This is a genomic window from Noviherbaspirillum sp. (genome assembly GCF_035254685.1).
Classification (GTDB): Bacteria; Pseudomonadota; Gammaproteobacteria; order Burkholderiales; family Burkholderiaceae_D; genus Noviherbaspirillum.
In genome coordinates this window covers 15132-37095 of sequence record NZ_DATFAI010000011.1, presented here as the reverse complement: position 1 = coordinate 37095, position 21964 = coordinate 15132, and the positions used below count along the sequence as shown (strand labels likewise).

The following is a 21964-nucleotide window of genomic DNA, read 5'->3' as shown; positions in this document are numbered from 1 at the left end:
TAAGTGATGAACCAGTTTTCCCCTGCATACAGCAACAGGAACCAGGATCGGAAGATCCGCTTCGGGCTGGTCGGTTGCGGACGCATCTCGAAGAACCACATCGGCGCGATGCAGCAGCATGAAGACAGCTGCGAGCTGGTTGGCGTGTGCGACGTGGACCCGCGCGCACTGGAAAGTGCTGCCGGTGCGACGGGGGCGAAAGCCTACCGCAGCCTGGAGGCCATGCTGGCCGACTGCAAGGCCGATGCTTTCGTGCTGGCGACTCCCTCCGGCCTGCATTCCTCGCAGGCGATCCAGGTGGCCCAGGCGGGACGCCATGTCGTCACCGAAAAACCGATGGCCACGCGCTGGGAGGACGGCAAGCGCATGGTCGCCGCCTGCGACGAGGCGCGCGTGCGCCTGTTCGTCGTCAAGCAGAACAGGCTCAACACGACCTTGCAATTGCTGAAGAAGGCGATCGAGGACAAGCGCTTCGGCAAGATCAATATGGTCAACCTCAACGTCTTCTGGACGCGGCCGCAGGAATATTACGACAGCGCGAAATGGCGCGGCACCTGGGAATACGACGGCGGCGCCTTCATGAACCAGGCCAGCCATTATGTCGATCTCGTGGAATGGCTGATCGGGCCGGTGGAGAGCCTGCATGCCTACACCGCGACCCTGCAACGCAATATCGAGGTGGAGGATACCGGCGTATTGAGCCTGCGCTGGCGCAATGGCGCGCTGGGCTCGGTGAACGTCACCATGCTGACCTGGCCGAAGAACCTGGAAGGGAGCATCACGGTGCTCGGCGAGCGCGGCACGGTGCGCATCGGCGGCGTTGCGCTCAATGAAGTGCAGCACTGGGAATTTGCCGACCGCAGCGAAGATGACGACAAGGTGAAGACGGCAAGTTATGAAACCGGCTCGGTGTACGGATTCGGCCATGCCAGGTACTACGACAATGTGATCAAGGTGCTGCGCGGCGAGGCGGAGCCGGAAACCGACGGCCGCGAGGGGCTGAAGACCCTGGAAGTGCTGATCGCCACCTACCTTTCCGCACGCGACGGCAAGCGCATCGCCTTGCCCATGGAATACTGACATGCAGCAGGCCATCCACCCCAGCGCCATCGTGGACGAGGGCGCAGTCCTTGGCGAAGGAACACACGTCTGGCATTTCGCGCACGTCTGCGCCGGCGCGCGCATCGGCAACGGCTGTTCCCTCGGGCAGAACGTGTTTGTCGGCAACGAGGTGGTGATCGGCAATAACGTCCGGATCCAGAACAACGTCTCTGTCTATGACGCCGTCACGATCGAGGACGACGCCTTCTGCGGACCGAGCATGGTCTTCACCAATGTCTATAACCCGCGCTCGACCATACCGCGCAAGGACCAGTACCGTCCGACGCTGGTCCGGCGCGGTGCCACGCTCGGTGCCAATTCGACCATCGTCTGCGGCACGACCGTCGGGCAATATGCATTCGTTGCGGCGGGCGCCGTCGTGAATCGTGACGTGCCCGATTTTGCTCTCATGGCTGGCGTTCCTGCACGGCAGATCGGCTGGATGAGCCGTTTCGGCGAGCGCCTTGACCTGCCCTTGCACGGCGATGGAGAAACGATCTGCCCGCATACCGGGGAACGCTATCTGCTGAGGAACGGTGTATGCGCGCTAGCGACGCAGGACGCTGCGCCGGCACCGCGCGATACGAAGATGGAATTTATCGACCTCAAGAGTCAGTACCAGGCGCTGCGCACGCAAATCCACACGCGGATGCAAGCAGTGCTTGACCATGGCAACTACATCATGGGGCCGGAAGTACAGGAGCTGGAAGGGCGCCTGGCGTCATACACGGGAGCAAGCGATTGCATCACGGTCGCCTCGGGAACGGAAGCGCTGCTGATCGCATTGATGGCCATCGGCATTCAGCCTGGCGATGAAGTGATCACCACGCCGTTCTCTTTCATCGCCACGGCGGAAGTGATCGCCCTGCTGGGGGCGACGCCGGTGTTTGTCGATATCGAACCCGATACGTGCAATATCAATGCCACTCTGATCGAGGAAAAAGTCACGCCACGCACGCGCGCGATCATGCCGGTGTCGCTGTACGGCCAGCCGGCAGACATGGACCAGATCAATGCCGTCGCGCAGCGGCATGGCCTGAGCGTGATCGAGGACGGCGCGCAAAGTTTTGGCGCGACGTACAAGGGGCGGAAGAGCTGCAATCTGTCAGCCATTGGCTGCACCAGCTTCTTCCCGAGCAAGCCGCTCGGTTGCTACGGTGACGGCGGCGCGATTTTCACCAGCGACCGCAATTTGGCTGAGGCGATGCGCGAAATCCGGATTCACGGGCAATCTGCACGCTACGTGCACACGCGTGTCGGCGTTGGCGGACGCATGGATACGCTGCAATGCGCGGTCGTGCTGGCCAAGCTGGAGCGCTTCGACTGGGAACTGGCGCAGCGGCGCCGAATCGCCGCGCGCTACGACGATCTGTTCGCCGGACGCATTGATACCGTGCGCCAGCGGCCGGATTGCGAGGGTGTGTTCGCGCAGTACACCATCCGGGTTGCCAACCGTGCCGACGTTCAGGCGGAGCTCAGGGAACGCAAGATCCCGGTGGCGGTGCATTATCCGGCTCCGATTCCCGCTCAGGCCGCGTATGCGAAGTATGGTTACGACATGCATATTCCCGTGGCGGGCGAAATGACACGGCGGGTCATCAGCCTGCCGATGGGCCCCGACCTGGACGACGCTTCGGTGGAGCGTGTCGCGGCCGCCGTGCTGCGCGTGGCCGCACGCTGAATATCACAACGCCTGGCCAAACCGGAGTCATTCTTCATGTGTGGAATTGCAGGAACGATTCGCAAGGGAGCCGGGCGCGCCGACGAGATGCTGTCCGAACACCTGCCAGCCATCCTGCGGCGCGGCCCTGATGCCCACGGCGTCAAAACATTCGACTGCCGCGGGCACACCATCGGGCTGGCGCACACCCGCCTGTCCGTCATCGACCTGTCCGAGCTCGGCCATCAGCCCATGCACGATCCCGTCTCCGGCTGGTGGATTACGTATAACGGCGAAATCTACAACTACGTCGAGCTGCGCGAGGACTTGCAGCGTCTCGGCTGGAGCTTTCGGTCGGGCAGTGACAGCGAGGTCCTGCTCAAGGCGTGGGCGCAATGGGGGCTGGACGCGTTGTCGCGCTTTAACGGCATGTTCGCCTTCGCCGCGTTGCATTGCCCTTCCGGCCAGGTGTGGCTGGTGCGGGACCGTTTCGGCGTGAAGCCGCTGTGCTGGGGCAGGACCCAGGATGGCGCCGTTGCGTTTTCCTCCTCCGTGGCGGGAATCGCCTTCCAGGCGGGCGCAGAGGTGGATCTCGACTATTGCGCGCGCGGCGCGCGCTACAAGGTTTTCGAGACGGCACAATCCGGCTCGCCGTTCCAGAACGTCAAATCGGTCCCGGCGGGTGGATGGGTCAGGTTCCAACTATCTGATAACGTGATGGTGGCCGAGGAGGGAAGGTGGTACGACCTGAAAAGTGCCGTCGATGCGTGTGCACAGTCCATCCTGACCAGCGGAGATGATGAACTGGTCGCGCGCTGCCGGCACATGCTGGAAAGCGCGGTGCGCTTGCGCCTGCGCAGCGACGTTCCGGTGGCGGTTTCCCTCAGCGGCGGCCTGGATTCAACAGCCATTGCTGCACTCGCGGCCCGGAAGGTGAAAAAGCTCGCTGGATTCACCTATGGCTCACCGTCGGCAGCGGCATCGGAAGGGCCGCAGGTGCAGGAATTTGCCGGAACGCTGGACATCGACGTGAGTTACGTCTGGCCGGAATCAAGCCCCGCCGATCTGTGCGCCGCCCTCGATCGTACCCTGGCCTTCCAGGAGGCGCCGTTTGCCGGCCTGAGTCCGATTGCCCAGAACGAGGTTTTCCGCGCGGTGCGCACAGCCGGCTACAAGGTGCTGCTCGGCGGACAGGGAGCGGACGAAGTATTCGCCGGCTACCGAAAATTCTTCATCGTCGCTCTGCGCGAAGCGCTGCATGCCCGCGAACCAGCGAGCACGGTGCGCCTGCTCTATTCCTTCGGGCTGATGCTGCTGCACGAAGGACGCCAGGCCCGTCTCTACTGGGAAAACCGGCATCGCTACTGGGGCAAGGCGGAAGCATCCTTCCGCCTCCTCGACTGGAAGCCGCCCAGCGAAAACCTGCTGGGCAGCCCGCGCCTGACTGTGCGCCAGATCGACGATGTGCAGCAATGGAGTCTGCCCACCCTGCTGCGCTACGAGGATCGCAATTCGATGGGATATGGCGTCGAGAGCCGCCTTCCCTTCATGGACTATCGCCTCGTCGAACTGGCGCTCGCATTGCCTGCGCGCCTGAAGCTGCGCCATGGATTCGGCAAGTGGGCGCTGCGCGAAGCAAGTGCGCGGGTCGTGCCGGATTCCATTCGCTTGAACCGCCTGAAGCGCGGCTTCGACGTGACGCAATCGTGGCTGTCCGAGGGCATGGGAGCGGGCCTGCGCGCGCGCATCTTCGATCAGCGCACCGCACTCGCCGGCCATCTTCGCCCCGGCGCCGACCTCGACCACCTGCTGTCCGATGCATCACTCGCCGCGGACAGCAACCTGCTATGCGAAGCATTGATGCTTGCATGGCTTGCCAGGCCTGTGAGGCCACCCGTCGCCGATCACATTGGGAAAACGCATCGTGAAAAAGATCTGTCATTTTTCGTCGGTCCATAGAGGGCTGGACATCCGGATTTTCCGCAAGGAGTGCATCTCGCTTGCGAATGCCGGCTACGACACGCACCTCGTGATCGATGCTACCGCCGCCGACATGGCCGAAGCCGCCAGCCATGGAGTGACGGTCCACCCGGTCGCGCCCGACGCGCAGGGAGGCAGGCTGTCGCGCATGGTTTCGCATGCACGGCATTGCTACCACGCGGCGCGGGAGCTCAATGCGGACTTGTACCATTTCCATGACCCGGAGCTGATTCCTTACGGCGTCATGCTTGCGCGCAGCGGGAAAAAGGTAGTCTTCGATGCGCATGAAGACCTCATCGGCGACATCCATGCCAAGGACTGGGTGCCCGTACGCGCACGCCACGCGGTTGCGGCCATTGCCGGCGCGGTGCAAGATTTTGGCGCACGCCGCTTCTCTGCGGTGGTGACGGCGACGCCATTCATCGGCTCGCTGTTCGAGAATCTCGCAAAACAGGTCGTGGTGGTGAACAACTTTCCGCTTCTGCATGAATTGCCTCCGGCACAGGATGTCGACGTCAGCCAGCGCAAGAGCGTCTGCTATGTCGGCAATATCCACAAGCATCGCGGCATACAGGAGATGGTGAAAGCGATCGGCATGAGCGGTGAGCAACTGCTGCTTGCGGGCGATTTCCGCCCCGGCCTGCTGCGCGACGAGGTGACCGGCTATGACGGCTGGCAGCATGTGCGGGAATGCGGCGTGGTGGATCGCAAGGGCGTGGCCGACATCATGGCGCAAAGCTTTGCTGGCATGGTCATCTTTCATCCGGTGCCGAATTTCATCAATGCACAGCCAATCAAGATGTTCGAATACATGTCGGCCGGCGTGCCGGTCATCGCCTCCGATTTTCCGCTGTGGCGCGACTTCATCGAAGGCAACCAGTGCGGCATATGCGTCGACCACACCAGGCCGGATGCGATCGCGGACGCCATCCGGCACCTGCGCACGCATCCCGAAGACGTGGTCCGCATGGGCGCCAACGGGCGCCGCGCCACAGCAGAGAAATATCGCTGGGACCGGGAGGAAACAAAACTGCTTTCGCTGTACCGCGCCCTGCTGGAGGATCGCGAGCGGAGCCGGTCTATGCGCGATACCGAAGACCACCGGTTGTCCGAAGCATGACGGACCGCTCCATTGCTTTGTTGCCGGGGCTGTTGCATGTCCGATAAAGTCCATTCACGCAGATCCTTTCTGAACCATACGCTGGTCAACGCCGGCGGCATCGCTGCCGGGCAATTGATCGTGCTGCTTGCCACGCCCGTACTCGCGCGCTTGTACACGCCCGCCGAGTTTGGCGTCTATGCCAGCCTGGTCGCCGTCTGCGGCGTGATCGCCACCGCTACTGCGCTGCGCTTCGACAAGGCGCTGCCGGCAACGCAGGATGACGAAATTCCATCGATGTATCGCCTGGGACTGCTGGCATGCCTGGCGAGCCTTGTGCTCGGCGGGTTCGCGGTCTGGCTTGGCGTGCAGCACCTTCTGCCCTGGCCACAACCGCTCGCACCGATGGCGCTTGCCACGCTTTGTGTCGCGGCCGGTGGATTGCAAGCGCTGATGGCCGTGTCCGGCGCAGTCCTGGTGCGGCGCGGCGCCTTTCTCCAGCTTGCGCTCCAGCGCATGGTCCAGCCCGCCTGCTTCGTCGCCGCAGCGCTGCTCTACGTGGGCGGGGGCTTGCCCGCAGCGTTCATGGTCGGCCTGCTCGCTGCCGCCCTGGCCGGCTTCGCCTTTTCCTGGCCCGAACTGCTTGCACCGGCACGCATGCGCGCGAAAGCAGTTGCCCGCAAATACTGGGAATACCCAGTGGTATCGCTGCCGATGGCCGTGCTCGACACCCTGACCCTGTCGCTGCCGCTCCTGTTCATTGTGCAGCATTACGGCGACGCGGCTGGTGGAAACTACTCGCAGGTGCAGCGGCTCGCTGCTGCGCCACTGCTGTTGCTGTCCAACGCCATTTCCCAGGTGTTTTACAAACATGCTGGCGATGCAGCGCGCGCCGGGCAATCGCCGCGCGCGCTGATGTGGAGAACGGTACGCGATTTGGCACTGGCCGGCGCTGCGATCATTGCACTGGTTGCGCTGGCCGGCGAGCCGGTGCTGTCGCTGTTTCTCGGCAAGGGATGGCGCACCGATTCGCATTACCTGCTGCTGGTGCTGCTGCCCGCCGTCTTCCGCGTGTGCGTCTCGCCGATCACCTCGATCTTTCTCGTCATGGAACAGGTGAGGTTTGGCGCGCTATGGCAGATGATTTACTCAGCCGCGACATGGAGTGTGCTGGGCTTCGCCAGTGGACGTATCCCGCTGGATGAGCTGCTGCTCGCGGTGCTGCTCAACGAACTGGCCCTGTATGGACTATATTTGTGGATGGCCGATATCGCCGTCCGCCGAGGTGAAAGGAAAGCGATTCAATGTGCGGCATAAGCGGATTTGTATCGACCCATGCCATCCCCGCCGAATTCGTGGTGCGGATGAACGACCTGGTCCGGCATCGCGGCCCGGATGACGAAGGTTTTGTCTTGTTTCCGTCGCCGGTGTCGGCACCGATCGTTTGTGGTGGGATCGACACGCCGCACGACGGGTACGCGGCGGCGCTGGCATGGTCACCGGATCGGCCGGCTGACGAATGCAGGAAAACGCCCGTCACGCTCGCGCTGGGGCACCGTCGCCTGGCCATTCTCGACCTCAGCTCCGCAGGCCATCAGCCGATGTGTTCGTCTGATCGCCGCTACTGGATTGTCTACAACGGCGAAATCTATAACCATATTGAACTGCGCGCGGAACTGGAAACGCTCGGCTTCCGCTTTCAGTCGCATTCGGACACCGAAGTGGTGCTTGCCGCCTATGCTGCGTGGGGCGCGGAGTGCCTGCATCGTTTCAACGGCATGTGGGCCTTTGCGCTCTATGATGCAAAGAAGCAGGCCCTGTTTCTGGCCCGCGACCGCTTCGGTATCAAGCCCTTGTACTACTGGGTCGCGCCGGACGGCAGTTTCTGCTTCGCTTCGGAGATCAAGCAGTTCACTGCCTTTCCCGGCTGGTCGGCATCGATGAATCCGCGCGCTGCTTACGACTATCTCGTATGGGGACTGATTGACCACACGCATGAAACCTTGTTCTCGCGCGTGCATCAACTCCGGCCCGGGCATTACATGCATCTCGACGTATCAGGGATCGCCACGGACGCCGAGGGCAGGATTGCCTCGACCCAGTGGTACGAGCTGCAGGCCGCTTCCTTTGACGGCACCTTCGCCGGTGCGGCGCAGATGTTCCGGGAACGCTTTACGGATGCGGTGCGCCTGCACCTGCGTGCCGATGTCCCTGTCGGATCCTGCCTGTCGGGCGGACTGGATTCGTCGTCCATCGTCTGCGTCATGAATCGCTTGCTGCACGAGCAGGGCGCGACGCAGATGCAGATGAGTTTTTCCGCGTGCGCCGAAGACAAGCGTGTCGACGAGAGCGCGTGGATAGACGAAGTGGTGCGCGCAACCGGCGTGCAGGCACATTACGTGTGCCCCGCAATCGACAAGCTGTTTCATGAACTGCCAGTCATTACCTGGCACCAGGACGAGCCGTTCAGCTCGACCAGCATCTACGCGCAATGGAACGTATTCCGGCTCGCAGCCAGTCATGACGTGAAGGTGATGCTGGACGGGCAGGGTGCCGATGAGCAATTGGCCGGCTACCACATGTATTTCGGCCCGCGCTTTGCCGCACTATTGCGCGCCGGCCGCTTGCTGCACCTCTGGCGGGAAATCCAGCTCACCAAGCGCGCGCACGGCTATTCCGAACTGCGTGCGATGATGTACATGGCCAACGTGCTGCTGCCGGACCTCATCAAGCAGCCGCTACGCGCCCTTGCAGGACGCGCCTGGAGCAAGCCGTCCTGGCTCAATATGGATGCACTTGATGTGCAACCGAGTGATCCCCTGACGCGGTCAGGAATCGACATGGACAGCATCAACAGCATGTCGCGCGCGCAGCTCACGGCCACCAACCTGCAGATGCTGCTGCACTGGGAAGACCGGGATTCCATGGCGCACTCGGTGGAATCGCGCGTTCCCTTCCTGGATTACCGCCTGGTTGAATTCGTGCTCGGCCTGCCCGACGAATTCAAGTTGTCCGGTGGCATGACCAAGCGCGTGCAGCGCGCGGGCATGAGCGGAATACTGCCGCAGCGGATTCGCGACCGAGTGGACAAGATCGGGTTTGCGACGCCGGAAGAAACCTGGTTGCGCGAACGGGTTCCGGATCTTTTCAGGCAGCGCATGCAACATGCCGTCGAGGCGTCAGATGGACTGTTTTCTCCGGCATGTTTCGACGTACTCGAAGACATCATCGATGGAAAGAGACCCTTCAGCCACATGCCATGGCGGGTGATCAATTTCGGCGAATGGCTGGAGACATTTTCAGTTGCAACAAGATGATGCAAGTGCCACGGGAAAAGCGTGAGGTTTTCCGGCCTAGCTTTTCTCCCGGCGGTGCATGCCCTGGCAAGGGCTTGAGAAGCAGGATCGACACACGCAAGCACATGGAGGCGTCATGTCACCCGTCATGCAGAGGGAAGCAAAACCGGATCCGCAGCGTCCGCGCACCTATGACTTCAATCGCGTTGAATGGGTCGATTATGCCAAGGGCGTCTGTATCATCCTGGTGGTGACGCTCTATGCGACGCATCATGTGCACCAATTGACGCACGCCACAGGCTGGATGCAGCACGTGGTCGATTTCGCCCAGCCGTTCCGCATGCCCGACTTCTTCCTGATTTCAGGCCTGTTCGTCTCGCGCGTCGTTGACCGTCCGTTGCGGGCCTACATCGACACGAAGATCCTGCATTTCGTCTACTTCTATGCCCTCTGGGTCACGTTCCGCTTTACGTATACGGACCTGCGCCATGTGCTCGACGCGGACAAATTTGCTGTCCTGACCAGTTACCTCCACCTGTATGTACAACCGCCGGACGGGCCGCTTTGGTTCATTTACATCCTGTCGCTTTTTTTCATCGCAGTCAGGCTCGTGCGTCGCGTTCCCGTGCTGCTGATACTGGCGGGTGCAGTCGCTCTGCAGATTGCGAATTTCAATACCGGCCTGCTGCTGTTCGACAAGTTCACCCACTACTTCGTCTTCTTCTTTTCGGGACACATCTTTGCGCGGCATGTGCTTGGCTTCGCCGCATGGGCACGCTCGCATGCTGCAGTAACGGCATTGATTCTCGCCGGATGGTTTGCCGGCAACTGGACGCTGGTCGAAGAGGGTTTTGCCGCGCGGCCGGGAGTGTCGCTGCTGATGGGCTTCTCCGGCGCATTCGCCGTGCTGTTGTTCGCTACCTTGCTGTCGCGGGTGCAATGGATGCACTGGCTGCGATATCTCGGGCAGCATTCCATCGTGGTCTATCTCGGATTCGTCCTTCCTCTCGCATTGATGCGCGGACTGATCAGCGAACGTCTCGTCATCAACGATATCGGTAACCTCGCGTTGGCCGTCACCATCGTCTCGGTCGCGGGCGCCATGCTGATGTACTGGTCGGTGCGCAACACACCGCTCCGCTTCCTCTTCGCGCGGCCAGCGTGGACATCAATCCAGGTCAGGCCCGTCGCGGCGCCACGTGCGGCCGGTGAACGGATGACATTGAATCAGGCGGGGGAGTAAACCCGTTTCGAGCAAACGCTGGCGCCACTTGGCGGCCATGCAATCTTCACCAATCGCGCCGATGCGATAACGGCGCTTGGTTCTTCACGGATCGTCACGGCGAGCTCCGATCGGAGCATCGGGAAAAGTATCCTCCGGTTGAGTTGATTAAGCACTGTCACGACATGCCGCGACAGTGGCGTCCGCATTTACCTGTCCTGGCATCATTTCAAATCCGAACTAACGGCACGGCCGTTGCTTGTCAGCACTTGCCGGAAAAGCGTAGAGCGGTGCGGGCAGAGTGTGAAGCCAGATGAATGCCGTTAGTTCGGATTGATTGAGCTTCGCCCAAAATCCGGGGACAATACCCGTATCCAAACGATCATCTCCTAACATGACCCTGCCGCTGTTTGATGATGAGACGACACTTGAAGAACGCCTGCGTATGACGTTCAAGTCCTGGGTTGAGCATCGTGCTCAATCGGTGTCTGGCGTGCGGAGCGAACGCCCGCTGCGCGAGGAATCTGCGACGGTCTACCAGGAGATGTGGCATGCTTTCGCCGCGTATTGCAGTGAGCGGAAACTTGACTTGGCACGGCTCGAACCACAGGACATCGAAACCTTTCTCGCCATTCGCGGCGCGGGTGATCCAAGGGGGAAGGTCCGGATCACGACCAAGGCCGCCGATCTATCCCCGCGTTATGCCTGGCGACTGCTCACATTGATCGATCGGGTATGTCGCTTTCACGCGCATCGGGAGGGGACTGTGCCCAACACTGCGGCACACGACCTTCTCCAGCGGCCGGAATATCGTTTTGCCAACGCGTCGCATCACGACCCGCTGCCGGAGTACTACGGGGAAGCTCAGGCCAAACGCTTAATTGCCTATCTGACGCAAGTCCGTGACAAGAATGGATCGGACAGCCCCATGTCATGGAAGGAAGTGCGCGATCGCACCGCTGTTGCGACGATGCTGGGTGGCGGCCTGACCCCGGGAGATGTGCGCGCCCTCACGCTGGACGGCGTCTGTTCGGCTGGCGGACGCAAGATGAATCTTCCGTGGAAGCTGTCGTTGCCGGGTAATGGGAATTCGCCAGCCCGGGAAACTCCCTTGGCGGAATGGGCAGGGAGACAGCTTGCGTTCTGGCTTGGGATTCGGGTGGATCTCGGCATCGAAGGAGATGTTGTTTTTCCGGCGACCTTGAGCGGCAAGGGTTGGTCGCATACGGCCTGTCACGATGCCTGCAAAGCTGTACTCGCCGGCGCCGGGATGGGGCAGGAAGCGGGAGGCATGTACAAATTGCGGCATACCTTCGCAGTGCGGCAGCTGGCCAAGGGCCAATCCGAAAGCGATGTGGCAAGATGGCTCGGGTTGGTCGACCTGAACGGGATGGCGCGCTACCGCAGAATAGTCCCGCACCACGTGGATGTTGTCTGAAGCGTCCTGGGGAAACGGCGCGGTGCCGTCGTCAATCACATTCCTGGTGCAGCCAGACGCCAATGACCGCAACAACAATGAGCCTGGAACCCGTTCCTGTCGAAAGGACGCCGGCCGGAGGAGAATCCATGATCAGTGCGAGCAGTCCAATAAAGGCGATAACGCCGCCGATTTGTGCCATCCCGCTAGGCGGCGACGGGCAATTACCGTAATGACCGCGATGCTCACCGCCCTGTCAAGCTATTCGTCGTTCCACCATGCGCCGACGAGGGCAGAGAGGGCGGCGATCAGCCCTACTCCAATCGCGATGCTTCCGGCCAGGACCGCATTCATGATCAGTCCCACCAATCCGGCGCATGCCACCACCACGCCGATAGAAGCCATCCACTTGTATTCCATTGATTGAATCTCGGGGGTCACTGTTGATATGCGGCAATTAAACCTGAAAGGCGTCGTGTCTGCCTCCCATGTTCATGGGGGAGGTGAGGCTTTTTCTGTCGGTCAAAGACCGCAATTGCAACTTCCATGAAACTACGGCGCGCAGAACCTGCTCGACTCGACTCCGAAGCGCTTCGATATTGAAATTCTGGCATCGCTCCGGGGTTCAACTAAATCGGTACCGTCGGGAAGGCCAGGAAAACCTCAAGGAGATGATGCGGGTTTATCGCGCTTGCCCCACCGGAGCAGCAGCGGCGGTGACGACATACGGTTCAACCTTGTCCTGCTCTGCCGGGTCATTTCGGGCGACCACAGCACGAGCCGACTCGGTCTCGCTCAGATTGATGGCTTCGTGCGGCACACCGGGCGGCACAAACAGGAAGTCGCCGGCCTCGCTCACCACCTCGTTTTCCAGCCTCTCTCCCCAGCGTGTGCACACCCGGCCAGCCAATACATAAATTCCGGTTTCGTAGCCAATGTGCTGATGTGGCGCCGCACGCGCGCCAGGCGGGATGACCACGATATGCATCGACAGGCCCTGTGCACCGACTGTCTGTCCGGAGATTCCGATGAAGTAGGGAAGACGTTGCTGCGTCATTACCTCGTGTTCGGGCCGTATTGCCTGTACTTTTCGTTCCGAAATAGTCATTGCAGTTCCTTTTGTCGGCCTGCGGAGCGTACCTTTGAAGAAGGTAGCACACGGCGCCGCCCACGCCATGCCAATTTCATTCTTCCAGGCACGCCAATCATCGATGCTTTGAGCTGGCTCACATGGAATTTCCGCATGGAGTCATAGCATGTAGGCAGCTAATAAACATCCCCATCACTCAGCGGAGATTGCCATGGACCGCCCGACGTTCGCCGTCCACATCAATTCGTCGCGTCACATGCCGGAACGCGTCCGCCTTGCCGCGGAGCTGGCCGTCGCATGTGGCGCCCATCTGGTCGGCATGGCGTCGACCATGCTGCCGGATTCGCCCTACATGAGCTCGATCGGCAGCGAGGCGACATCGCTACTCGCTGACTACCTTGGGCGCGTGCGCAGTAAGGTGAACGCCGACCTTGACGTGTTTGAGCGCATTGCAATGGGCGCTGACGTGTGTTCCTGCGAGAAGCGCGTGCTCGATGACGAAGCTGGCATGGCGTTCTGCCTTCAGGGCCTCTATAGCGATTTGCTAATCGTCGGCCAGGTTGACGCCGATGATCCGCTCGACGTTCCCGACAACCTGCCGGAATATGTTCTTATGAATTCCGGCCGGCCCGTACTGGTCTGCCCGCTCGCCAGCCGTACCACCAGCATCGGGAAGCGCTGTGTCATCGCTTGGGACGGCAGCCTGGAGGCATCACGCGCCATCACGGGCGCCTTGCCGATACTCCGGCGCGCAGCCAGCGTGCTGCTCTGCGTAGTCGATCCGGAAATCGGGCGCGGGGCACACGGGCAGGAACCCGGTGCGGACATTGCCCTTTACCTGGCGCGCCATGACATCCGGACGGAAGTGACCTGCACAAGTGCCGGCTCATCCCGCGCGGACATTGGCACGGTGCTGCTGGCAGAGGCAGCGCGATTCGATACCGATCTGCTGGTAATGGGCGGATATGGTCATTCGCGCCTGCGGGAAGTCGTCCTGGGCGGTGTTACTGCAACCGTGCTGCGGACGATGAACCTGCCAGTTCTGATGGCGCATTGATCTCGACGCTGGTAACGCGCTGTTTGCCTATTTTCCGCCGTCGAAACCGTCCGCGCCGATATACTTCGGATCCGGCGCGACGTAGGCTTCGACATGGTGGTCAAGTACGCCGGGCGGCGCCACGCGACTCAGGTCAAATGAATTGACTGTGCGCGCCACATTGAATGTCCACGCGAAGGCCTTCTCGCCGACCACGAACTTGACCGTATCGCCGCCCGTGACATTGACCCACCGGGTCTCGGGTGGGATCACGATGCTCTGGGTTGCCGCATCCGTCGGAGCCGGGTCGCCGAACAGGGCCAGCATCTGTTCGGGAGTGCGCTGCGCGCACCCGGATATCAGCACAAGCAGCACTGCAATGAAAAAACGCTTCATGACAAGTCTCTGCGCAAGGTTAGCGTTGCCAGCGGCGCAAGGACAATGCCCGGCACGCGCAAGGCCGTTACCTAAGAATAGGCGAAACGTGGGAAACATGCAGTGCAGCTTGCTTTGCAAGGCTCCTGGCTCATGCCGTCACAGTGAGCACGCAGGCGACAGTATGGTTCCATAGCAAGACAGTCAGGGTGCAGTTTCTCTATAATCAGGACACCACAGATTAACCAGCCTGGCGCGCGGCCACCCGCGAAAATCCAGGTTCACCGAATGCAATTTGAACTTGAACTTGTCCTTCACCGACTCAGCGCCTACGCCAGGATATGGGGTGTTCTGGTGGCATTGATGCTAGTGGACGATGCTGCCATGCTGTCGATGATATTTTGCTGATCCATCGAAAGGATATGGGGAGACAGCAATGCATTGCCTGCAGGTCATGTAATTCAAACGTATCCCTGTGTATCGCAATGTGTCGTCGGTAAATGGTTGTAAAGGCAGATGGATTTCCTTCGGGACCAGCGTAAAGTACGTCCATCAGTTCCCCTCCCGACTGATGAAAGTCTCGCCCGCAAGCGCAAGCTTGCGGGTTTTTTTTATGTCGATCCGCGCGCATTCGCGTTGGCACCCAGCCCTTAGCCCTTAGCTCTTATCCGATCCCCAGCCCCGCGGCAATCGCCGCAAGCAGCACTACCAGCCATGGCGGCAGCTTCCAGAATACCAGCGCAAGAAGGGCAGTAGCCGCGAGGCAAAAATCTGCGGGGCTCTTGATGGCACTGGTCCAGACCGGGTTGTAAAACGCCGCCAGCAGCAGTCCGACCACGGCGGCATTAATTCCCAGCATTGCGCGCTTGATGCCTGTGTAACGACGCAGTTGTTCCCAGAACGGAAGCGTCCCGGTAATCAGGAGAAAGCCCGGCAGAAAGATCGCGACAAGAGTGATCGCCGCGCCAGCCCATCCGGACGGCGACTGGCTTGAGACTGCGCCGAGGTAAGCCGCGAAGGTAAACAAGGGGCCGGGGACGGCCTGTGCAGCACCATACCCCGCGAGAAAAGCTTCGTTGGAAACCCAGCCCGCAGGAACTACCTGGGATTGCAGCAACGGCAGAACAACGTGTCCGCCGCCAAATACAAGTGAACCAGCGCGATAGAAGCTGTCGAACAATTCCATGCCATGGCTCTTTGTTGCTCCCGCAACGACAGGCAGGAGAAGCAGGAGCAGGAAGAAAGCGGCCAGGAGCAAGGCGCCGGCGCGCCGCGCAAGGGGAACTCGCAGCAAGGTATGCGGCAAGGCTGTATCACTGCGAAGCAAAGCCCAGCCAACAAGACCGCTCGCAACGATCACCCCAACTTGCCCCAATGCGGAAGGCACCAGGGAAACGATGATTGCCGCCGCGACCGCAATCGTCGCGCGCCTGGAGTCCGGCGCCAATGTTTTTCCCATGCCCCACAAGGCTTGCGCGACGACCGCCACGGCCACCACCTTGAGACCGTGCAGCCAGCCGCTGTCGAGCTGACCGCCGAAATGGGATATTCCCAGTCCAAACAGTACCAGCGCAATTGCGGAAGGAAGCGTGAATCCCAGAAAGGCGGCGACCGCACCGAGGATGCCGCCACGCGACAAGCCAAGCGCCATTCCGACCTGACTGCTGGCCGGACCCGGCAGGAACTGGCAAAGTGCAACGAGGTCCGCATAGGCATGCTCGTCGAGCCATTTGCGCCGTACGACGAATTCCTCACGGTAGTAGCCCAGGTGTGCAATCGGCCCGCCAAACGAGGTGAGGCCGAGCCGCAGGAAAATCAGGAAGATGTCGACAACGCTAGACCGGTCTTTGAATTCTATGTCGCTTCTGGAATGATTCATCTGCTCCCCTGAGCTGCCGCAAAAGCCGAAGTATATCGACTACTGCAGGACCCCATCGAGCAGACCGCATGTTGCCCCGGAGCGAAGCGCGCGGAGGTGGCCCGTGTCCTTTCGCTGGCACTCAGCGCGGAGGCACCGGACCCATGCCGCCCGGGCCAACCGGATTGGGATTGCCCGAGCCTACGCCCATGCCTGCGCCGGGCACGGACAGCGGGTTTCCCTGCGCGTCGTTCGAACCCTGGATGGCCGGTGGCGGCGGGCTGACGCGCGCGCCCTCCGCATTGATCATGCATCCGGCGAACAGCGGTGAAACCAGCAGGAAAAGGCAAAGATTTCGCATACGGCCTCCATGCGGACTATCACGCTTTGATGCGCATCCACTTGCCTTGGTTCGCCGGCAGGCATGCGCTTTCTCCCGGCACTTTCGCGGGCAAAGCGGGCCAAAGTGCGACCGGTTGCGAAATGTCACACGCGCGTCATCGGTTTTCGATAGCATCGCTGCATTCATGCTTTTCGGAGTGAGCACGTCTCAGAAGAATAAGCTGTTTGTACCGGAGCCGGCGGTATGCAAAAATTCCGGCACCAATTTCCGGTCTCTCCCAGGTGAGGGATCATCACTATCGCCAGGGAATCACGAGGTAATGCGCTGCGGTTGCCTCGCCTGCTGCACACTCCACTCTCCCCCAGCAGTCGGGAACCCGGCGGACAGCGAGCGTGCCACGCCTTGTGTTCCCTCGCGCCATGATTCTCCAGCCCATGCAAGCCATCACCATCAGGCACTTTTCCTGCGAGTGAGCGCGTTTTTTAGTTGTCGGTTTGCGCTGCTCTCAATACACTTCCCCCTTGGAAATATTTCAATGAATTCCCGATGGCGCAGGCAGGCTTTCCGGCCGGCTGTCGGATCCTCTGGAGAATCCTGATGGCAAACACCTACTTTCCCCGCTGGCGGCTGCGCGAGAGCACCAATGACGGCCAGCGCCCCGTCATCGCCACGGACGAGCGACTGCCCTGGCCGCAAACAATCGCGATGGGGCTGCAGCATATTGTCGCCATGTTCGGCGCGACCGTGCTGGCGCCGCTCCTGATGGGCTTTGATCCGAATCTGGCCATTTTCATGTCCGGCATCGGCACGCTGCTCTTTTTCCTCTTTGTCGGCGGGCGGGTGCCAAGCTACCTGGGTTCAAGCTTCGCCTTCATTGGCCTGGTGATCCTCGTTTCCGGATATGGCGGCAGCGGCCCGAATCCGAACATGGGCGTTGCCCTCGGCGGCATCATCGCCTGCGGTGTCGTCTATGCACTGATTGGCCTGCTGGTGATGGGAATCGGCACGGCCTGGATCGAGAAACTGATGCCGCCGGTCGTTACCGGCGCGGTCGTGGCGGTCATTGGCCTGAATCTCGCGCCGATCGCGGTCAAGGGCGTGTCCGGCAACAGTTTTGATGCGTGGATGGCCCTGGTCACCGTTTTCTGCGTCGGCACCGTGGCCGTGTTCACTCGCGGCATGGCACAACGCTTGCTGATTCTCATCGGCCTGCTGCTGGCTTATGCCATCTACTTCCTGCTTGCAAACGGTGCCGGGCTGGGCAAGCCGATCGATTTCGCCATCGTGGCCAATGCCGCCTGGTTCGGCGTCCCGCACTTTGTCGCCCCGGTATTCCAGGCACATGCGATGACGCTGATGGCGCCAGTGGCGATCATCCTGGTGGCAGAGAATCTCGGGCATATCAAGGCGGTGAGCGCAATGACCGGGCAAAACCTTGACGCCTACATGGGCAGGGCCTTCGTCGGCGACGGCGTGGCCACCATCCTCTCGGGCAGCGTGGGCGGCACTGGCGTGACCACGTATGCGGAAAACATCGGCGTCATGGCGGCAACCAAAATCTATTCCACGCTGGTGTTCGTGGTGGCGGCCGTGATCGCGCTGGTGCTCGGTTTTTCGCCGAAGTTCGGCGCCATCATTCAGACCATCCCGGGCGCCGTGCTGGGTGGCGTATCGATCGTGGTCTTCGGCCTGATCACCGTCGCGGGGGCGCGCATCTGGGTGGAAAACAAGGTGGATTTTTCCGAAAACCGGAACCTGATCGTCGCCGCGGTCACGCTCGTGCTCGGCGCAGGCGATTTTACCCTCAAGCTCGGCCAGTTCGCGCTTGGCGGCATTGGCACCGCCACGTTCGGCGCCATCATCCTCTATGCGGTTCTGTCGCTGAGCAGCGGCAAAGAGGTCTGAACGGCGCGACATTCCCCGATCGCACCATCTGCCCGCCTCAAGGACGACGGAAACCTATGTGGATGTCGTCCGCGGCAGCGCGGCAACCGGGGGGCGGAACTGGTGCAGCCAGTCCCGGAATTCCTCGGCAGGCATCGGCCTGGCAATGAAATAGCCTTGGGCGATGTCCGCACCGAACTCGGCCAGCTGATCCCAGTGCGCCCGGGTTTCGACGCCCTCGGCGACGACCTTTCGCCCAAGGTCATGGGCCAGATCGATCGTGGAGCGGACAATCAGCGACGAATCCCGGGTCACCAGCATGTCGCTGACGAAGGACTGATCGATCTTGATGTATTCGACCGGCAGTTTCTGCAAATAGCTGAGGGATGAATATCCGGTACCAAAGTCGTCGATGTAGAGCCGGATACCCTCATCGCGCAAATCCTTCAGTACGTGCAGGGCATGTTCCGCATCGGCCATCACCATGCTCTCGGTAATTTCGACTTCGAGCGCGCCGGCGCCTACGCCAAGCCCGCTCCGGATATGGCGAATCTTTTGCAGCAGGTTATCGTCGTGCAGATTGCGCGCGGAGAAGTTGATGGCGATCGGCATATGCTCGCCGTCCCGGCTCCAGGCCCGGTTCAAGCTCAGCGCCGCTTCGACGAGCCATTCCGTCAACGGCCTGATGAGCCCGGTATGTTCCGCGAGGCCGATGAACTCTGCCGGTGGAATCAGGCCGCGCTCCGCATGCTTCCAGCGTACCAGGCCTTCAGCGCCGCACACACGCCCGGTGGCGATCTCCACTTTCGGCTGCAGGTAGAGATGCATGCTTCCGTTTTCAATGGCGCGCCGCAGCTCACCCGCCATGGTCAGGCGTCCTGCCTGGCCGTGGCTGTGCTGCGGCTCGTAGACCGCGTACCCTCGCCCGCGTCGTTTCGCCACGTTCACTGCAATGTCCATGTGGCGGAACAAATCATGGGGCGTCGTGCCATGGTCTGGGAACAAGGTAATACCGACTTTAGCCGAAATATCGAGCGCAATATCGGCAATCGCTATGGGATCCGACAGTACGCTCTCAACGCAGGCCGCCATAGCGATCGCCGCGGTGGCATCGCTATCGGGCAACAACACGGCAAACTCGTCGCCACGCAGACGCGCCACGGTGGCGCGGGCGGGAACTGCCATACGCAGCCTCGCGCCGAACTCGCGCAGGATTTCATCGCCGCGGTGAAATCCGAGCGCATCGTTGATCTCCGTGAGCCGTTCGATGTTTGTTTGCAGCACCGAGAAGCGTAGTCCGTCCATCTTGCTGGTCTCGATGGCGCGATTGAGCGCGTCCGAGAAGTGCGTCTGGTTCGGCAAGCCGGTGAGTGCATCATAGAAAGTCAGGCGATGCATCGCCTGCTGGTATCTCTGCTGTTCGACCCGCGTGCGCAGCACCGCAATACCGAACGCGAGGTCATCCGCCGATTCGGTCAGCAGCGCGACCTCGTCCGGGCTGAATCCATCAGCCGTGCCGGCATAGATCGCGAGGCTGCCGATGATCTCGCCGTCAATGCGCAGGGGGCTGGCCACGCAGCTGCCGTACCCGGCCAGTTGTGAGCGCCAGACCGAATAGGCAGGGTCTGATTGAATGTCGCGGACAAGGATGGTTTCTCCCGCGCGAATGGCCCGCGCCACGGCCCCGTTGCCATACTCGTTGTCCGCCCAGCTTGCCCTGATCCGATGCAAGGCATCGAGACCGGCCCGGTGGCCGCTCTGCGCCATGGGCTGCAGCGAATAGGGCGTGTCCTGATTCTTGTACCACACGCAGGCCATCCGATAGCCGCCAGTGTCGACGATTGCGTCGCACATATTGCCGAGCAGCTCCTGCTCATCCGTGGCGCGAAGCATCGTGCGATTACCGGCGCTGAGCGTTCTCAGTGCGCGACTGACATGCTCCAGGTCGCGCACATGCCGTCCCAGGTCCGTATTCAATGTCCGGATTTCCCGTTCGGCGTGCTTTCTCTCGGTGATATCGGTGCCAAGTACGTAATAGCCAAGCACCCGCTCCTCGGCATCCAACCGGGGCACGTAGCTGATGGCCTGCCACACGTCCGGGAAGGGCTGCCAGTCGTAACTTTGCGGCTGCCCCTGCAATACGGCCGCAATGCGCGGCGCGACGTTTGCGTAGCGTTCCTCGCCCAAAATCTCCCGCACCGACCGGCCCGCGATCTTGCTGTGCAGGGGCGCAAAAACATCGAGGTACTGTTTATTCACATACACGTAACGCTCATCCGCATCGACGAAGGCAATCAGCGCCGGTACATTGTTGATGATGCTGCGCAGGTGATCTTCGCTTTCACGCAGTTGTGCCGTTCGCTCCCGGACTCGATGCTCCAGCAACACGTTCTGTTCGCGAATGACGCGTTGCGCCTTCCGCGTTACCGTCTCGTCGCGAAAGACCAGCACCACGCCGCTGACGTTTCCGCTGGCATCACGAATGGGCGCGGCACTGTCCGCAATCGGACGCTCGCTGCCGTTGCGCGCGACCAGCGCGGTGTGATTGGCGAGATCCTGCACTTCTCCCGTGGCGAGCACTTTCGCAACCGGTACCTCCGCGGGTACGCGGGATTCTTCGTGGATGACGCAAAATACCGCTTCGATTGGCCGGCCGCGCGCATCATCAAAGCGCCAGCCAGTGAGCTCCTCCGCGACACGGTTCATGCGAGTGATGCGGCCGGCAGTATCCGTCGCCAGCACCGCGTCGCCAATGGAGTGCAAGGTCGTGGAGAGGCTCTCCTCATTTTCCGCCAGCGCACGTTGGCTGGCCTCGGTTTCCCTCAACTGCCGGCGGATCACGACATACGTTGCGGTCAGAAGCGCGATGAGCAGCAGTGCAACCGTGGCGTCGACGGCCAAGAACAGCTGGTGCGCCCGCGAGCGTTCGCGCGTGCGATCGGCAAGCAAACGGTTCTCCTCGTGCTCCATGTCGTTGACCAGTTGATGCATGCGGTTGCGCGTTTCCTGCAGCGGAGCCTTGGCGGCGTAGGCGCTTGCCGCCGCAAGGCCATCGGACCGGCGCAGTTGTTCCACGCGGCGTGAAATCGCGAGTCGTTCGTTCACGACCTGCCGCAGGCGCATCCAGCGCTCCTGCTGGCCGGGATTGTCGCTGGTGAGTTCCTTGATGCGACCCAAGGTCGCTTCGCGCGACGCAATAGTTGCATTGCGTTCGGTGATTTGTGCAGGATCGCCATACAACCTGAAGTTCTGCGTATTCAGTTCGATCTGCAACGTGTCCGCCCTGACGTGTGCCAGGTTATTCAACACCTCCTGCGTATGCGCCACCCAATGCGAGGCTTCCGACGCATCCTTCGCGACGATCCAGGTGCTTGTGGCAAGTCCGCATACCACCAGCACGGCAGCAAAAAATGCCCCAACGACCTTCGTTTCGAAACTGGTTTGTGTCCGCATGTTGACTATGAGGTCTTTTGGCTATTGTATGCATCAAGCGGTTTTCTTGCTGCCGGGTGCATCCCGTTGCTGATGATGTGCATGCCGATCAGGGACATTGTGCGTCAATATATTTGATAAGTCACTCATGCTTGTCGTCAGACCGGCAAT

The 21964-nt window shown here is 61.1% G+C and carries 16 protein-coding genes and 1 pseudogene; 11 read left to right on the top strand and 6 right to left on the bottom strand.

The genetic code is table 11. The features are described 5' to 3' along the window. Window positions 1–6: 6 nt before the first annotated feature. The 9 genes and pseudogenes from VJ698_RS03190 (at window position 7) to VJ698_RS03150 (ending at window position 11796) form a co-directional block, all read left to right on the top strand. Window positions 7–1080: a Gfo/Idh/MocA family oxidoreductase gene (locus VJ698_RS03190; protein ID WP_324101225.1), complete on the top strand. Its 1074-nt coding sequence runs from the start codon at window positions 7–9 to the stop codon at window positions 1078–1080. A 1-nt stretch (window position 1081) separates the two neighbouring features. Next, window positions 1082–1654 (top strand): annotated as a pseudogene (locus VJ698_RS03185) (acyltransferase); the annotation flags it as partial. A 36-nt stretch (window positions 1655–1690) separates the two neighbouring features. After that, on the top strand, window positions 1691–2782 hold the full coding sequence (locus VJ698_RS03180; RefSeq protein ID WP_324101271.1) for a DegT/DnrJ/EryC1/StrS family aminotransferase: 1092 nt from the start codon (window positions 1691–1693) through the stop codon (window positions 2780–2782). Between the two features lie 36 nt (window positions 2783–2818). Beyond that, complete coding sequence (asnB, locus tag VJ698_RS03175; protein ID WP_324101224.1) at window positions 2819–4720, top strand: asparagine synthase (glutamine-hydrolyzing); 1902 nt, start codon at window positions 2819–2821, stop codon at window positions 4718–4720. Next, complete coding sequence (locus VJ698_RS03170; RefSeq protein WP_324101223.1) at window positions 4686–5861, top strand: glycosyltransferase; 1176 nt, start codon at window positions 4686–4688, stop codon at window positions 5859–5861. Before asnB (VJ698_RS03175) ends, VJ698_RS03170 begins: the two co-directional genes overlap by 35 nt. Window positions 5862–5897: 36 nt before the next feature. Further along, the gene (locus tag VJ698_RS03165; RefSeq protein WP_324101222.1) at window positions 5898–7157 is read left to right on the top strand and encodes a lipopolysaccharide biosynthesis protein; all 1260 of its coding nucleotides are present in this window, start codon (window positions 5898–5900) and stop codon (window positions 7155–7157) included. Then, window positions 7145–9157 (top strand): asparagine synthase (glutamine-hydrolyzing), encoded by a 2013-nt coding sequence (gene asnB / locus VJ698_RS03160; RefSeq protein ID WP_324101221.1) that lies wholly within the window; start codon window positions 7145–7147, stop codon window positions 9155–9157. The genes VJ698_RS03165 and asnB (VJ698_RS03160) overlap by 13 nt, the downstream gene beginning before the upstream one ends. A 115-nt stretch (window positions 9158–9272) precedes the next feature. Beyond that, on the top strand, window positions 9273–10379 hold the full coding sequence (locus VJ698_RS03155) for an acyltransferase family protein (protein ID WP_324101219.1): 1107 nt from the start codon (window positions 9273–9275) through the stop codon (window positions 10377–10379). Window positions 10380–10752: 373 nt separating this feature from the next. After that, complete coding sequence (locus tag VJ698_RS03150) at window positions 10753–11796, top strand: site-specific integrase (RefSeq protein WP_324101218.1); 1044 nt, start codon at window positions 10753–10755, stop codon at window positions 11794–11796. A 240-nt stretch (window positions 11797–12036) separates the two neighbouring features. Here the strand turns inward: VJ698_RS03150 and VJ698_RS03145 are convergent, their stop codons facing one another. Both VJ698_RS03145 and VJ698_RS03140 read right to left on the bottom strand, forming a co-directional pair. After that, complete coding sequence (locus VJ698_RS03145) at window positions 12037–12180, bottom strand: hypothetical protein (protein WP_324101217.1); 144 nt, start codon at window positions 12178–12180, stop codon at window positions 12037–12039. Window positions 12181–12457: 277 nt separating this feature from the next. Then, entirely contained in the window at window positions 12458–12883 is a 426-nt protein-coding gene (locus tag VJ698_RS03140) for a cupin domain-containing protein (RefSeq protein WP_324101216.1), read from the bottom strand. A gap of 193 nt (window positions 12884–13076) precedes the next feature. Between VJ698_RS03140 and VJ698_RS03135 the strand changes: the two genes are divergently transcribed. Continuing rightward, window positions 13077–13922, top strand: coding sequence for a universal stress protein (locus VJ698_RS03135; protein WP_324101215.1), 846 nt, complete (start codon window positions 13077–13079; stop codon window positions 13920–13922). A 27-nt stretch (window positions 13923–13949) separates the two neighbouring features. Here the strand turns inward: VJ698_RS03135 and VJ698_RS03130 are convergent, their stop codons facing one another. The 3 genes from VJ698_RS03130 to VJ698_RS03120 form a co-directional block, all read right to left on the bottom strand. Beyond that, entirely contained in the window at window positions 13950–14297 is a 348-nt protein-coding gene (locus VJ698_RS03130) for a CzcE family metal-binding protein (protein ID WP_324101214.1), read from the bottom strand. A 643-nt stretch (window positions 14298–14940) separates the two neighbouring features. Further along, a complete protein-coding gene (gene chrA / locus VJ698_RS03125; protein ID WP_324101213.1) occupies window positions 14941–16155 on the bottom strand; it encodes a chromate efflux transporter in 1215 nt (404 codons plus the stop codon). Between the two features lie 121 nt (window positions 16156–16276). Further along, the gene (locus VJ698_RS03120; RefSeq protein ID WP_324101212.1) at window positions 16277–16495 is read right to left on the bottom strand and encodes a hypothetical protein; all 219 of its coding nucleotides are present in this window, start codon (window positions 16493–16495) and stop codon (window positions 16277–16279) included. 579 nt (window positions 16496–17074) lie between these two features. Between VJ698_RS03120 and VJ698_RS03115 the strand changes: the two genes are divergently transcribed. Beyond that, window positions 17075–18382, top strand: a complete 1308-nt coding sequence (locus tag VJ698_RS03115; protein WP_324101211.1) for a solute carrier family 23 protein — start codon at window positions 17075–17077, stop codon at window positions 18380–18382. A gap of 54 nt (window positions 18383–18436) precedes the next feature. Here VJ698_RS03115 and VJ698_RS03110 read toward each other — a convergent pair whose 3' ends face one another. Then, window positions 18437–21814, bottom strand: coding sequence for an EAL domain-containing protein (locus VJ698_RS03110; protein ID WP_324101210.1), 3378 nt, complete (start codon window positions 21812–21814; stop codon window positions 18437–18439). Between the last annotated feature and the right edge of the window lie 150 nt (window positions 21815–21964).